The organism is Pantoea sp. PGP6, from assembly GCF_053474785.1.
The window spans coordinates 132,898-147,634 of record NZ_JBQBMA010000003.1; the positions used below are offsets into that span (position 1 = coordinate 132,898).

13 protein-coding genes are annotated in these 14,737 nt (G+C 58.1%); 10 read left to right on the forward strand and 3 right to left on the reverse strand.

Translation table 11 applies throughout. The features are described 5' to 3' along the window. Positions 1 to 9 precede the first annotated feature (9 nt). Positions 10 to 1,458: a sugar porter family MFS transporter gene (locus tag ACLIBF_RS23045; RefSeq protein ID WP_046289388.1), complete on the reverse strand. Its 1,449-nt coding sequence runs from the start codon at positions 1,456 to 1,458 to the stop codon at positions 10 to 12. A 189-nt stretch (positions 1,459 to 1,647) separates the two neighbouring features. Between ACLIBF_RS23045 and ACLIBF_RS23050 the strand changes: the two genes are divergently transcribed. The 4 genes from ACLIBF_RS23050 to ACLIBF_RS23065 all read left to right on the forward strand — a co-directional run bounded on the left by ACLIBF_RS23050 (position 1,648) and on the right by ACLIBF_RS23065 (position 7,083). Next, the gene (locus tag ACLIBF_RS23050) at positions 1,648 to 3,606 is read left to right on the forward strand and encodes a sigma-54-dependent Fis family transcriptional regulator (protein ID WP_279810261.1); all 1,959 of its coding nucleotides are present in this window, start codon (positions 1,648 to 1,650) and stop codon (positions 3,604 to 3,606) included. 146 nt (positions 3,607 to 3,752) lie between these two features. Beyond that, positions 3,753 to 4,367: a TetR/AcrR family transcriptional regulator gene (locus tag ACLIBF_RS23055; RefSeq protein WP_448310775.1), complete on the forward strand. Its 615-nt coding sequence runs from the start codon at positions 3,753 to 3,755 to the stop codon at positions 4,365 to 4,367. A 249-nt stretch (positions 4,368 to 4,616) separates the two neighbouring features. Then, the gene (gene fabF / locus ACLIBF_RS23060) at positions 4,617 to 5,903 is read left to right on the forward strand and encodes a beta-ketoacyl-ACP synthase II (protein ID WP_279810260.1); all 1,287 of its coding nucleotides are present in this window, start codon (positions 4,617 to 4,619) and stop codon (positions 5,901 to 5,903) included. 295 nt (positions 5,904 to 6,198) lie between these two features. Then, positions 6,199 to 7,083, forward strand: a complete 885-nt coding sequence (locus ACLIBF_RS23065; RefSeq protein WP_159224155.1) for an ROK family protein — start codon at positions 6,199 to 6,201, stop codon at positions 7,081 to 7,083. Here the strand turns inward: ACLIBF_RS23065 and ACLIBF_RS23070 are convergent. Then, the gene (locus tag ACLIBF_RS23070; RefSeq protein WP_279810259.1) at positions 7,080 to 8,033 is read right to left on the reverse strand and encodes a LacI family DNA-binding transcriptional regulator; all 954 of its coding nucleotides are present in this window, start codon (positions 8,031 to 8,033) and stop codon (positions 7,080 to 7,082) included. The genes ACLIBF_RS23065 and ACLIBF_RS23070 overlap by 4 nt on opposite strands. Positions 8,034 to 8,322: 289 nt before the next feature. On the opposite strand from ACLIBF_RS23070, the gene ACLIBF_RS23075 reads away from it, so the two are divergent. Genes ACLIBF_RS23075 through ACLIBF_RS23090 form a run of 4 tightly spaced genes read left to right on the forward strand, consistent with a single transcriptional unit; the run spans position 8,323 to position 11,709 of the window. After that, entirely contained in the window at positions 8,323 to 8,652 is a 330-nt protein-coding gene (locus tag ACLIBF_RS23075) for a PTS sugar transporter subunit IIB (RefSeq protein ID WP_069729930.1), read from the forward strand. Continuing rightward, a complete protein-coding gene (locus ACLIBF_RS23080) occupies positions 8,649 to 9,977 on the forward strand; it encodes a PTS sugar transporter subunit IIC (protein ID WP_448310776.1) in 1,329 nt (442 codons plus the stop codon). Before ACLIBF_RS23075 ends, ACLIBF_RS23080 begins: the two co-directional genes overlap by 4 nt. A gap of 20 nt (positions 9,978 to 9,997) precedes the next feature. Beyond that, positions 9,998 to 11,398 carry a glycoside hydrolase family 1 protein gene (locus ACLIBF_RS23085; protein ID WP_448310777.1) on the forward strand — a complete coding sequence of 467 codons (1,401 nt, stop codon included), beginning with the start codon at positions 9,998 to 10,000 and terminating at the stop codon, positions 11,396 to 11,398. After that, complete coding sequence (locus ACLIBF_RS23090) at positions 11,395 to 11,709, forward strand: PTS lactose/cellobiose transporter subunit IIA (RefSeq protein WP_031378229.1); 315 nt, start codon at positions 11,395 to 11,397, stop codon at positions 11,707 to 11,709. The genes ACLIBF_RS23085 and ACLIBF_RS23090 overlap by 4 nt, the downstream gene beginning before the upstream one ends. 243 nt (positions 11,710 to 11,952) lie before the next feature. Here ACLIBF_RS23090 and ACLIBF_RS23095 read toward each other — a convergent pair whose 3' ends face one another. After that, positions 11,953 to 12,741 (reverse strand): MipA/OmpV family protein, encoded by a 789-nt coding sequence (locus tag ACLIBF_RS23095; protein ID WP_046289443.1) that lies wholly within the window; start codon positions 12,739 to 12,741, stop codon positions 11,953 to 11,955. A 130-nt stretch (positions 12,742 to 12,871) separates the two neighbouring features. Between ACLIBF_RS23095 and ACLIBF_RS23100 the strand changes: the two genes are divergently transcribed. Together ACLIBF_RS23100 and ACLIBF_RS23105 are read left to right on the forward strand one after the other, a co-directional pair. Beyond that, the gene (locus tag ACLIBF_RS23100) at positions 12,872 to 13,567 is read left to right on the forward strand and encodes a response regulator (RefSeq protein WP_448310779.1); all 696 of its coding nucleotides are present in this window, start codon (positions 12,872 to 12,874) and stop codon (positions 13,565 to 13,567) included. Continuing rightward, on the forward strand, positions 13,564 to 14,733 hold the full coding sequence (locus tag ACLIBF_RS23105; protein WP_031378228.1) for a sensor histidine kinase: 1,170 nt from the start codon (positions 13,564 to 13,566) through the stop codon (positions 14,731 to 14,733). The genes ACLIBF_RS23100 and ACLIBF_RS23105 overlap by 4 nt, the downstream gene beginning before the upstream one ends. Positions 14,734 to 14,737: the final 4 nt, after the last annotated feature.

Sequence of the window (14,737 nt, forward strand, 5' to 3'; positions counted from 1 at the left end):
AGCTCCTGTTTATTTATTGTTTGCCCAGTCAGGCTGGATAGAGGGTCCGGATGTCTGCTGTGCCTCAGCGGCAAAGCGACGGGATTTCGATAACATCAGCGGCTCGATGTGCTCCAGCGAGACGCCGCGGGTTTCCGGCAGAAAACGCTGCACGAACCAGAAGGCCACCAGACAGCCAACGGCGCACAGCATCAGCGGAAACGCGCCGTGGAAGTGGTCCATCAGCAGGCTGTTGCGATTCATCATCGGGAAACTCTGGGTGACAATGAAATTGGCCAGATACATTGATGAGAAGGCGTATCCCATAGCGACGGCGCGGATGCGGTTGGGAAAGATTTCTGAGATCAGTAACCAGGCACCCAGGCTCCACGACATGCCGAAAATCAGCACGAAGGCCACCAGCCCGATCACCGGCAGCAGCCCGCCGGTTTGCGCAATAAAGGCCCACGAGGTCACCATCAGACAGACGGCACAGCCCAGCGCGCCCCAGCGCAGCAGGCGGGTACGTCCCCAGCGATCAACGGCGTTGAGGCAGAAGGCCACGCCGGCCAGCAGCGCTACCCCAAGGAAAATGCTGTGGAACAGCGACGTTTGCGTATCAGAGGAGATGTTCTGCAGCAGTGACGGTGCGTAATAGAGCAGGATATTAATGCCGGAAATCTGCTGCAGGATGGCGATGGCGCAGCCAATCAGCAGGATGTAGCGCGCCCGGGCATCACGCAGTAACGCGGGCCGGGCACCGCCGTCGCGCTGATCGGCAGCGGAAGCACTGATCTCTGCCAGCAGGCGGGCGGCATGCTGTGGCGTAGACAAACGGGTCAGCACCGTCAGCGCCCGATCGCGCTTGCCGTTCAGCGCTAACCAGCGCGGCGATTCCGGCATAAACGGCACCAGCGCCAGAAACAACAGGCAGGGCACCACGCCGGATGCCAGCATCCAGCGCCAGCCTTCGCTGACGATCCAGCTGTGAGTCATGCCGCGGGCGATAAGATAGTTGACCACATAAACCGTAACCTGACCGCCCACCATCAGCATCTGCTGCAGGCCAAGCATGCGGCCGCGCCAGTCTTTTGGTGACACCTCGGCAATATAGAGCGGCGTAATCGCCGAGGCCATGCCAACGGCCAGCCCGCCAACCAATCGGTAAAGCACAAACTGGGTCAGGGTATCGGCCAGCGCCGAACCCACCGCTGACAGCGTAAATAACAGGGCGGTGATCACCAGCGTCGGCTTACGGCCGATCCGGTCAGAGAGTGCGCCAACACACCAGGCACCGGCCACACAACCGAGGATCACATTTGAAACAGCCCAACCGCTTTGCCACGGCGACAGAGACAGATGTTCGGTTAACGGCTCTATCACCCCGGAAATAACCGACGCGTCATAGCCAAGGATCACCCCGCTGAGCGAGGCGATGGAACAGATAAATAGCAGCAACTTCAGATTATGTTTACGCATAACAGCTTAACTTTCCCGTTAATTTTTACCGGTGAGCGTTAGCCTGAAGATTGCAAAACAGGTGCCAGTTTTTAAACCGGGTTTTATGTGAACGACCTCTCAGATAACCGCGGCCGGATGAAAATAAAATTTACATGTCAACTTAACATGTCATTAAAATGGACATTCCATTCTGACCCGGAGGCAGAGATGCCCACGCTGCACGATTTATTGCCGAATAAAGAAGAGAGCGACGCCATTTTCAGCCTGCCTGAAGGCAGCGATGCGGCACGCTGGGAGCAGCTGCTTGCGCAGGGATGGCAGGCCTTTGAGGCGGGTGAACAACCGCACTGGATCCGCAGCAGCATCCTGCAATCCTGGACACGCTCCCGGCAGCGCGGCATCGATCCGACCCGGTTCAGCTACAGCGCGCCGGCCTCGGACGAGGTGGCCGCGATTCTCAGCCTGAACAGTGAACTGATTGCGGTGGCACGCAGCGTGATGGAGAACCTGCTGGCCTACAATCCGGATGGCCACATCAACCTGACCGATGCGCAGGGCGTGGTGCTGAGCTTTTGCGGCAGCGATCTGACGCCAGTCGGCAGCATCCTGCGTGAAGAGGTGCTGGGCACCAACTGCACCGCACGCTGTTTACGCGAACAGCGGCTGGTCTATGTGCTGAGCGGAGAGAACTGGAAGATGGCCCTTCGCGAGCGTAACCAGCAGTGCGCGGCGGCACCGATTCGTGATGCCAGCGGGCGGATGATCGGCGTCCTGACGCTGACGGCAACGCCTGACAGTTTCAACGTTCACACGCTGGGCACGGTGCAGGCGGCGGCCGAAGCGATTGGGCAGCAACTGACCCTGCGCCGCCTGCTGGCTGAGCAGCAGTCGATTCTGGAAACCCTGAATGAAGGCGTGGTGGTCTGCGATCGCGACGGCCGTATCAAAACCCTGAATCGTTACGCCCGTCAGATTTTTGCCGGCATGGCGACGGACGGTGCGCTGATCGACCAGCTGCTGCAGCCGCAATCGGGATCGCTGCTCACCCTTCCCTGCTGTAACGATCGTGAGATGGTGTTTCGCCCGGATGGCCGACGCAGCGTCTCCTGCCTGGTATCACTGATGCCGGCACCGGATGGCGGACGTATTTTATCGCTGCGCGAAAACCAGCGAATCCGGGCGATCACCCGGCGGGTGCTGGGGGTCAGCGCCAGTTATACCTTTGACATGATTCGTGGCAATGCGCCCACGCTGCAACAGGCGATACAGCATGCGCGAGCCAGTAGCCGCAGCGACAGCACGGTGCTGCTGACCGGCGAAAGCGGCACCGGTAAGGAGCTGTTTGCTCAGGCGATTCATAACGCCAGCAGCCGGTCACAGGAGTCATTCGTGGCGGTTAACTGTGGCGCACTGCCGCGCGATCTGGTGCAGAGCGAACTGTTCGGCTACGTTGACGGTGCCTTTACCGGCTCGCGCCGGGGGGGTTCAGCCGGAAAATTTGAGCTGGCCGACGGCGGCACCCTGTTCCTCGATGAGATTGGTGAAATGCCGCTCGAGGCACAGACCAGCCTGCTGCGCGTACTGCAGGAGAATGAGGTGTTGCGCATCGGTGCTGCCCATCCGGTTAAGGTGGATGTACGCATCGTGGCGGCCACCCACTGCGATCTACAGAGCGCAGTGGAACAGGGGGCTTTCCGGCGTGACCTGTTCTATCGTCTCAACGTCATTTCGCTGACCATTCCAGCCTTACGGGATCGTCGAAGCGACATCCCCGACCTGGTGAATACCTTTATCAGCGCGCTATGTCAGCGACTGAACAAACGCCCGCCGCAGGTGACGACAGAGGCGATGCACTGCCTGCAGGCCTGGCACTGGCCGGGCAACGTCCGTGAGCTGGAAAATCTGGTCGAGCGGATCGTCAACCTCTGCCAGAGCAGCACCATCGGGCTGACCGATCTGCCCGCCGAATTTGTTGCCAGCGCCTCCCCCGCCGTCGTCGAGGTGACCAGCCTGCTGCAGGATAATGAGCGGGCCTGCATACTGCAGACCATCCGCGCTCAGGGCGGTAATCTGCGGCAGTCGGCTAAGCTGCTGGGGATTTCACGCACTGCGCTCTACAACAAGCTGAACCAGTGGAACATTCCGATCGACAGCCTGCGCCAGTAACCTGCCGCGTCAGGGCACGTGCAGGTTAGCCGCCTGGTCATCGCCACACAGCGGGAATCATGGCTTTTGCCGGCTAAAAGGCCTAAAATGTGACCATCTAACCCAGTGGTCACTGAATAACCCACTTCACTTATCAGGCGGTGAAAATGTCAGAACAGCATACCGATGCCGGCGTCCGCGGCCCTGCCGAGCACAACGTGCGCGACCAGATTGTTGATGCCGCGATGCAGCACTTTGCCCATTACGGCTATGAGAAAACCACCGTCTCTGATCTTGCCAGGACAATTGGCTTCTCCAAAGCCTATATCTACAAGTTTTTTGAGTCTAAACAGGCGATTGGCGAAGTGATCTGCTCCAGCCGGCTGACGATGATTATGCAGCGGGTGGAGGCGGCGATAGCCGATGCGCCCAGCGCTTCTGAACAGTTCCGCCGCCTGTTTCGTACCCTTTCGGTGACCGGCACCGAGCTGTTTTTTCACGATCGTAAACTGTATGACATCGCCGCAGTGGCCTCGCGCGATCGCTGGCCCTCAGCCCAGGCGCATGAAGAACGTGTGCTGAACCTGATTCATCAGATTCTTCGTCAGGGCAGAGAGGCGGGCGAATTTGAACGTAAAACCCCGGCTGATGAAGCGGCAGAAGCCATCTATCGGGTGATCAAACCTTATGCCAGCCCGGTGCTGCTGCAGTATAACCTCGATGAGGCAGAAGCGGCCTCAGTTCAGCTGGCGGCACTGGTATTACGCAGCCTGGCGCCCTGAACTGTGACCATTGACTAAATCGGTCACTTGATCAAAGATAGCGATGACTTTGATCGGCCGATCAGGTCATTGCTGTCGTTACGCTCACCGGTTTTCTTCCCGTTAAGCCTGATGGCCTGCAGGCGACGCTCTGCGCCAGGTGCGCAGGGTTGCCTCATCCACGCTAAGGTTGAAAGCGTGCATTGATAAAACTCACGCGTCTGTAGCAGATGAATTGCCACAGCACAGACTGACCACAGGAGGAAACACATGAGTCATTCAGCGGCGTCTGAACGCATTGTCATTACCGGTATGGGCATCGTCTCGCCTCTTGGCTGCGGCGTGGAAACGGTCTGGCAACGCTTAACAGCAGGTCAGTCGGGGATTCGTGGCCTGTCCGACGAGATGAGTGCCGGCACCGGCATTTCGGTTGGCGGTAGCGTCCCAACGGTCGATGAAGATCCGCTGGCAGGGTACGATCCTGAAGCCTTTATCCTGCCTAAAGAACGCAAAAAAATGTCCCGCTTTATCGAGTTTGCGCTGCTGGCGGCGGACGAAGCGCTGAAGCAGGCGGGCTGGCATCCTCAGCCGGAAGATGAGGCCGCGCGCGAACGCACCGCCACCATTATCGCCTCAGGCGTAGGCGGCTTTGGCGCTATTGCTGAAGCAGTGCGTACCACTGACGCTCGCGGTCCGCGCCGGCTTTCCCCTTTCACCGCCCCTTCCTTCCTCGCCAATATGGCGGCGGGTCATGTCTCGATCAAACATGGATTTACCGGGCCGCTTGGCGCCCCCGTCACCGCCTGTGCAGCAGGCGTGCAGGCGATCGGTGATGCCGCCCGACTGATCAGAAGTGGCGAAGCGGATATTGCTATCTGTGGTGGCACGGAGGCAGCGCTGGATCGGGTGACGCTGGGCTGCTTTGCGGCCGCACGTGCGCTGTCGGTGGGCTTTGCCGATGATCCGCATCACGCCTCGCGGCCGTTTGATGGCGACCGCAACGGTTTCGTGATGGCTGAAGGCGCGGGCCTGCTGGTGATTGAGTCGCTGGCGCATGCCGAAGCGCGCGGTGCTACGCCACTGGCAGAACTGGTTGGCTACGGAACCAGCGCCGATGCTTACCACCTGACCGCCAGCCCGGAAAATGGCAGCGGTGCCGCGCGGGCGATGAAACTGGCCCTGCGCCAGGCCGGGATTGGGCCGGAAGCGGTGCAGCACATCAACGCCCATGCCACCTCGACTCAGGTCGGCGATCGCGGTGAACTCGCGGCAATTCGCTCGGTATTTGGCGACGATTCATCGGTAGCCATTACCTCGACCAAATCAGCAACCGGGCATCTGCTGGGCGCGGCGGGCGGGTTAGAGGCAATATTTACCCTGCTTGCGCTGCGTCATCAATGCGTTCCACCGACCCTCAACCTGCATCATCCCGATGAAGCGGCGGGCAACCTCGATCTGGTGGCGCTGAACGCCCGCCCGATGGACCTGACCTATGCGATGTCGAACGGCTTTGGATTTGGCGGGGTAAATGCCAGCATCCTGCTGCGTAAGTGGTAACCACGTCTGACTGAGTCGGGTCCCGCTGCCGTGCGGTTGTCTGTTGCACGGCAGCGGGTCCTCTTACCACGCTTAACGGTTTCGGGACCCGCCTCACCGCTTACGCGCCCGACAGATCGGGTGCTGAAACCCCGGTCGCCTGCCGATCTCTGCCTGACGATGCAGACCCCGGTGGGCCTGCACGATTATCTTTATACTTCTGTACCTTTCCTGACAATATCGCCCGCCCGTCGCCGCTTACGGTTAAATTTCAGCGCTACAATTAGATCGACCACAATAACCTCAGGGAAAGCGAATGAATATTGCAGCCTTCGATATTGGCGGGACCTCATTAAAAATGGGCGTAATCGATCGTCAGGGAAATATTCTGGCGAGCGACAGTAGCGATATCTCCCATAATGACCGGGATAAGATTCTGGAGCAGATTATCGCCTGGCTAAAGAAGAACCCGTCCTGCAGCGGCATTGCGGTCAGCACGCCGGGTTATATCGATCCGGATAACGGCTATATTGCGATGGGCGGGACGGTGCGTGACTTTGATCGGTTTCATCTGAGCCAGTGGCTGACCGAAAAAACCAGCCTGCCCGCTACGGTTGAAAACGATGCGCACTGTGCATTGCTGGCAGAGCGCTGGCTGGGAAAAGCGAAAAAGCTGAATGATTTTCTGATGTTAACCATTGGCACCGGACTCGGTGGCGCAGCGTTCTGTAACGGCGCACTGATCCGCGGGGGACGCAATCGGGCCGGAGAATTTGGCTGTCTGCTGACCTCGCGTCCGACCGACAGCAATATCGAGCCGCATACCATGGCCCAGAGTTGCACCATGACCGCGCTGCGCGAAAATTACGCTCAGCTCAGCGGCCAGCCCGCCGATGATATCAGCGGTAAAGATGTGTTCGATGCTTTTGAGCAAGGTGATGAGTTAGCACAAAAAGTGGTTAATACCTTTTACCAGCATCTTGCCGCCGGTTTATATAACCTGTTCAGCGTGTTTGACCCGCAGACCATTTTCATCGGCGGCGGTATAACCGAACGCGAATCCTTTCTGCAGGAGCTTTCACAGCAGCTGGAAAAATATCAAATCGATATCCGCATTGATACTGCCACCTACGGCAACGACTCCGGCATGCTGGGCGCAGCCTATCACTTTTTGCAAAGCCAGCAGAGTGAGCTCTCTTAGCGCTGCCGCCAGTCCGGAATGATTAAATCGCCGCGTAACACCGAACTACCCAGCATCTGTTGGGTAGTGGCGGTTAACCAGCCGACAATGCGTGATGCCAGCAGATCGAGTGAATATTCAATAGCCGGAATGGTCGGTAACCCGGGTAAATTAACCGATCCCGCCAGGCTGAATACCATCACGTCCTTCGGCACCGTTTTATTAAACGCCTGCAGCTGCGCCATGGCGTTTTGCGCTTCCTGCTCGTTAGCCACCAGCAGCGCATTAAAACTCCGGCTGCTGGCATTATTCAGCAGCATCTGAATTGCCACCGACGAGGAGACCGCTTCGGTGATCACCAGATTGCGGTTAAAGGGCAGAAGATTGTTTTCCAGCGCCAGCTTGTAGCCCAGTAATAGCTGCCCTGCGGTGCCCCCGTTCTCAGGCTGAATTAAGGCGATCTGCCGGCGGCCCTGATTGATCAGGAAATTGCAGGCCGTCTCAGCGGCAAACGCGTGGTCGAACTGAATACTGTTCGGCCCTTCGGCTTCGGCACAGTCAACCAGAATGACATGTTCATCATCGATGTTAAGAGGAAAGCGCGCGCCGATGATCAGCACATCATCGCACAGGCCACAACTCAGCTCGTCCAGCGCGGTCAGAACCTCACTTTTGCTGCGGGCAAAGCGCAACAGCAGATGTTTCTGATGCTGGCGCAGCTGCTTTTCCAGCGCAAAAAGCCAGGCGGTGATCTGGTTTACGTTTTCCTGGGCACAGATAACGCCGATGCAGTGGGTAGTCTGGCTGAATAACGATTGAGCTATTACGTTAGGCCGGTAATTCAATTCCTCGACTGCCTTCAGTACCGCCAGCCGGCTGGCTTCTTTCACGCCGCGTGAACCGCTCAACACCCGGGAAACTGTGGCTTTCGATACCCCAGCTAACCGTGATACATCGTTGATAGTAGACATGTTATTCCCCTGAAAACGGCGCTATGCCAAAAAAAGCCAACCTGTGCTTACTGCCCATTTGTTCGCCGGGCAAAGTATAGCCATTTCAGCATTCTATGGAAACCGATTTTCCAAATGCCCGAAAAGGCTGCGCTATTACAGCCATTTTTGTGACCGGAATCCAATAAAAAAACCCCGCATCATCGGCTTATTGACCGACATCACACTTCTGAGCACCGCCAATGGAAACCGGTTTCCATATGATATCCAATCAGCCTCACTTTGGTGTCAAAGGTGAGGAACAGTAACCATGTACAGAATCATGTTGTGTTGTTCAGCAGGAATGTCTACCAGCATGCTGGTGCGGAAAATGGAAGAAGCGGCCGCGCAACGGGCGCTTGAAGTTGAAATTAAAGCGTTTGGCGTGGCGGAGTTTGATGAGCAGTTTTCCCGCTATCAGGTGGTGTTACTCGGGCCGCAGGTGAAATACATGCTGAAAAGCCTGGCCGACAAAGCGGCAGGCCAGAATGTGCCGGTACAGCCGATCGATATGATGGATTACGGCATGCAACGGGGTGACAAGGTACTGGACTTTGCGCTGTCGCTGATTACGGCTGCCAATGAAAAGGCGGCCCTATGAGCTCACTTTATCAATCGATGATTGCGGTGATCGAGCAATCGATTACGCCGCTGGCCGGCCGGCTGGGCCAGCAAAAATATGTCATCGCCATTCGTGACGGCTTTACCGCCGCGCTGCCGTTTATGATCATCGGCTCCTTTATGCTGGTGTTTATTTTTCCCCCATTCTCAGCCACCAGCACCAACAGTGTGGCCCGGGCCTGGCTCGATTTTTCCACCACCTACCGTGACCAGCTGATGCTGCCGTTTAACCTCAGCATGGGGGTGATGACCTTCTTTATTTCGGTAGGCATCGGCGCCAGCCTGGGACGACAGTTCTCGCTGGATCCGGTGATGTCCGGCCTGCTGGCCTTTATGGCCTTTTTACTGGTGGCAGCACCTTACTCCAATCACACCATCTCTACCGAATATCTTTCCGGTCAGGGGATTTTTACCGCGTTGCTGACCGCCATTTATGCCACCCGCGTTTACGCCTGGCTGAAACACAACAATATCACTATCCGCCTGCCGAAAGAGGTTCCGACCGGGGTGGCGCGATCGTTTGAAATTTTGATCCCGGTGGTGGTGATTATCGGCACCCTGCATCCGCTCAATCTGTTGATTGAGGCAAAAACCGGGATGATCATTCCGCAGGCCATCATGCATCTGCTGGCACCGCTGGTCTCCGCCTCTGATTCATTGCCAGCGATTCTGCTGTCGGTGCTGCTGTGTCAGATCTTCTGGTTCGCCGGTATTCACGGTGCGCTGATTGTGACCGGCATTATGAACCCGTTCTGGATGGCTAACCTCTCCGCTAACCAGGCGGCACTGGCGGCGGGCACGGTATTGCCGCACATCTATCTGCAAGGCTTCTGGGATCACTACCTGTTGATTGGCGGTGTCGGTTCTACCCTGCCGCTGGCTTTTCTGCTGCTGCGCAGCCGCGCCACCCATCTGCGCACCATCGGCAGAATGGGTATCGTGCCGAGCTTCTTTAATATCAACGAACCGATCCTGTTTGGCGCGCCAATCATCATGAATCCGCTGATGTTTATTCCCTTTGTCTGCGTACCCATGCTGAACGCCGTGCTGGCCTACACCGCCACCCGACTCGGCTGGCTGGCACAGGTGGTTTCGCTGACGCCGTGGACCACGCCCGCACCGATTGGCGCATCCTGGGCAGCCAACTGGGCCATCAGTCCGGTGGTGATGTGCCTGGTCTGTATGGTGCTTTCCGCCCTGTGCTACCTGCCGTTCCTGCGCGCCTACGAACGATCGCTGATGAAAACCGAACTGGAAAAGGCGCAGTCGCAAGCCCCCCTGGCTGAAAGCGCCAGTACTCACTAATCCCGCAGGAGAGAGGCACCATGCACTACACGTTTCCCGATAACTTCTGGTGGGGCAGCGCCAGTTCCGCCCTGCAAACTGAAGGCGATAGCTTAACCGGCGGCAAAAGCGCCACCATCTGGGATCACTGGTATACGCAACAGCCATCGCGTTTCCATCAGCAGATTGGCCCGGCTGACACCTCGACCTTTTATCAGCACTGGCGTGAAGATATCGCCTTGCTGAAGCAGCTGAATCACAACAGTTTTCGCACCTCAATCAGCTGGTCGCGACTGATCCCGGACGGCAATGGCGACGTCAATCCGCAGGCGGTGGCGTTCTATAACAATGTGATTGACGAACTGCTGGCACAGGGCGTCACGCCGTTCATCACCCTGTTTCATTTTGATATGCCGATGGCGATGCAGCAGCTGGGCGGATGGGAGAATCGTCAGGTCGTTGCAGCGTTCAGTCGCTACGCCCGCCTCTGTTTTGAGCTGTTCGGCGATCGGGTGCAGCACTGGTTTACCTTTAATGAGCCGATTGTGCCGGTTGAGGGCGGATACCTGTATGACTTCCATTATCCCAACGTAGTCGATTTCCGCCGGGCGGCAACGGTGGTTTATCACACCGTACTGGCCCATGCTTCGGCGGTCCGCGCCTTCCGGGACGGCCGGTTTGCCGGTGAAATCGGCATTGTGCTTAATCTGACGCCCTCTTATCCACGTTCGCAGAACCCGGCCGATCTGACTGCGGCGCATCACGCCGATCTGCTGTTTAACCGCAGCTTTCTCGACCCGGTGTTGCGCGGCGAATTTCCGGCGGATCTGGTGGCGCTGCTCAGGCAGTATGACCAGCTACCGCCAACCCAGCCGGAGGATCAGGCGCTGATCGCCGACGGCGTCATCGACCTGCTCGGGGTCAATTATTATCAGCCCCGTCGGGTAAAATGCCGCGACAGCGCAATCAATCCCGCTGCGCCGTTTATGCCGGAATGGTTCTTTGACAGCTATGAGATGCCAGGGCGGAAAATGAACCCTTACCGCGGCTGGGAAATCTATGAGCCCGGCATCTATGACATTCTCACCAACCTGCGGCTGAATTACGGTAATCCACGCTGCTTTATCTCAGAAAACGGCATGGGCGTAGAGAATGAACAGCGTTTTGTTGAGGACGGACAGATCAACGATCAATACCGCATCGACTTTGTCGCCGAACACCTTAAATGGGTTCACCGGGCGATTGCCGAAGGCAGCCAGTGTCTCGGTTATCACATGTGGACCTTTATCGATAACTGGTCATGGTGTAACGGCTATAAGAACCGTTATGGCTTTGTTCAGCTGGATATCACCACTCAGCAGCGCACGGTGAAAAAAAGCGGTGAATGGTTTGCGGCGACCTCGGCCCGTAACGGTTTTAACCACCCGGAGAATTTATCATGATCGATCAGGAAGAGGCGGTAATGGAGATTATTGTTAATGCCGGCCAGTCGCGCAGTCTCTGCTTTGAAGCATTGCAGGCGGCGCGTCAGGGGGAGATCGAGCAGGCGCGGGAACTGTTGCAGCAGGCCGATACCTTCACCCGCCAGGCGCATAAAATGCAAACCCGGCTGATTGAACAGGATGCCGGTGAAGGCCGCCAGCCGATGACCTTAATTATGGTCCACGCCCAGGATCACTTAATGACGTCGATGCTGGCGCGCGAACTGTCTGAAGAGATTATTCATCTGTATCAGCGGCAACCGCGCGCCTGATAGCGGGCAGCCCGATGTGCTGCCGGGTAAACACCGTTATAAACTGGCGGCGTGGCGCAGCCCCTCTGCGCACGCCGCCCGTCACCGCAGGCTTCGCCATCTGTTCATCGGGCATTATCCCCGCGGCGCATCAAACAGGCTGATCGCCAGTCCGAGCAGCCCAAACACCAGCAGATACAACAGCAGCAGTGCGGCAAGCAGCGTTCGATGGCTGCGCATCTCATCCTCCCCGCCATGTCGTCATCAGAAGGTGTAACTCAGTGCAAGGGTGGCGGAGACCCCGTTGCGCCGTGCAACGATCGGGCTATCCGAGGCGTGTTTATCCAGCCAGGTGTAATCACCGATCACGCTGGCGGCCCACGCCGGCGTGAACTGATGGCTCCAGGTCAGGCTAGTGTCAGTGCCGTAAAATCCACCGGCCGCGTTATAGCGTGCAAAACCGCTGCGCGCACTTTGCTGGCTGTTAACGCCATAAAAGGTATTGAGGTAACGCCCATCGCCGAACAGGCCTGCTGCCTGCAGGGCGACCGTGTCGCTGTCGGTCTGCCAGGGAATAAGGGTGACAGAGGGGCGATACTGCACGCCCTGACTGTCGCTCAATGGCAGGGTCGCCTTGCCTTCTACCGTCAGCCAGGATGTGATCGACCAGCCCACCGCCAGGGACGTATTAACCGTGGCGTCAATCTTGCCCATGCCTTTGAGTCGATCATCGCCGTCACGCCACGAAGAGTGGCTATCAGCCCGCCCCAGCCCGTAACCCAGCGTATGTTCAAGATAGAGACCGTTATCCGCCTGCAGGTCATAACCGACACCCTTTTGCGTATCGAGAAAGAAGGCGCCGTCACGCGCCTGAATCAGCGGCATTAACTGCCAGTGGCGTTTATCCGCCCCGCTGTAGCGCGGCGCATTGATACCCGCGATGCCCAGCGTCAGGCTGGGCGCGGGCGTTGTACCCTGATCGGCCATGGCTGCCGCTGCGCTTATGCTCAGCGAAAAACAGACCATGTGAAGCTTTATTTTTCCGGTTATCATCACCTTTCCTCATCATCACATCACGTTGCGGAACTGAGGGGGTCAGTGCCGCGTTTCTGGCCGGAGTATGCGAGGCACGTATCAATGAACGGCCAGGGATTTATGAAGAAACAGTCAAGGTGGTGCGAAAATGCAGTCAAAACGTATACTGATTATTGAAGATGATGCGGATGCGGCCGGCGTGCTTGAGGCCTATCTGAAACGTGAAAATTATGACGTTACGATTGCCGGAGATGGCCTGAGCGGTCTGGATGCGGCCCGACGCTGGCAGCCCGATCTGATCCTGCTGGATATCATGCTGCCCGGCATGAACGGCACCGAAGTGCTGGCGGCGCTGCGGCGGCGCGACGACACGCCGGTGATTATGGTCACCGCGATGGGCGATGCACCGGACCGCATCGGTGCGCTGCGCTATGGCGCGGACGACTACGTCGTTAAGCCCTACAACCCAGGCGAAGTGGTGGCACGGGTTCAGGCGGTATTACGCCGCAGTCAGAACCCAACACCGCAGCCGGAAACCTTACGCTGGGCCGGGTTAGAGGTCGATCCGCTGGCGCTGATCGCCGTGGTAAAGCATGACGGTGCCGAACCCCGCCGCCTCGATCTGACCCCAACCGAGTTTTCTCTGCTGGTAACAATGATGCGTGCGCCAACCCGCCCGTTTACCCGCCTGTTCCTGCTGGAGCACTGCCTGCCGGAAAGCGATGCGCTGGAGCGGGTGGTGGATACCCACGTCTATAACCTGCGACGCAAGCTGGAAGTGGCGGGTATTACCGACGTGTTACCGGCGGTACGCAGCGTGGGCTACCGGTTCAGACAACCATGAAAAACACTTCTCATCCTTCACTCTGGCGCTGGATTTGCCTGCGGGTGCTGTTTCTGGCGATAGGCAGCGTTGTGCTGATCGCCATCTGCATGTGGCTGCGATTCGCTGTACAGGCATTCTGGGTTTATTACCGTATGCCGCCCGCGGTGCTGGAGGAGTTCACCCAGCTGCGGCAACATCCCGCCAGCGATCCGGCCCGCTTCCATCAAATTATCGATCAGTGGTGGGGCATCAACTTTTCTGATCCGTCGCTGGCTTCGTCAGACTGGCTTACGGTGATCGTGCTGGTGGTGGTGACGATCCCGTTTATGGTGCTGATGGCGCTGCGTTTCGCCCGTCCTCTGTCTGCGCAGTTCAGCCAGCTGGCAACGGCGGCGCGTGCAGTCTCAAAAGGGGAATTTGGTCGATCGGCAGCGCTGGTGAAAGAGGCACCGCAGGAGCTGGTGCGCTTCACCGAAGACTTCAACCAGATGACGCAACAGCTGGCGCGCTACGAGCGCGAACTGCGTGCCTCGCACGTTGCGATGGCGCACGAACTGCGATCGCCGCTGACGGCCGCTATCGGCCGGTTACAGGGGATTCTCGACGGCGTGTTCCAGCCTGAGCCGCAGCAGCTGGCGATGATCATGAAACAGCTGACGCAGCTCAGTCGTCTGACCGATGAGCTGCATCTGTTGTCACTGGCGGATGCCGGCCAGCTGACCCTGAACCGCGATCGCTTTAATCTCAGTGAACTGCTGCGGGAGCGGACCGGCTGGCTGATGCCACAGGCGCGGGAAGCGGGTGTCGCCATCAGCGTGACGCCGGCGCAGGATCTTTACCTGACTGCCGATCCGTTTCGTCTGGGTCAGGTGGTGACCATCATCTGCGAAAACGCCCTGCGCTACGGCGCGGAGGGCGGACGGCTGGAGATCCACGCCAGCCAGAGCGATCGCGCCACGGTTCTGACCTTCCGCGATTACGGCCAGGCAGTGGATCTTAATTTCCTGCCGACGCTGTTTGATCGCTTTACCCGGGCAGATTCGTCACGTGCCCGCCACTCCGGCGGCAGCGGCCTCGGCTTATCGATCGCCAAAGCGATAGTCGACGCGCACGGCGGTACCCTCCACGCCAGCCTGCCCGCCGGAGGCGGTCTGTTAATCGGTATGACCCTGCCGGTGAGCTGAATCG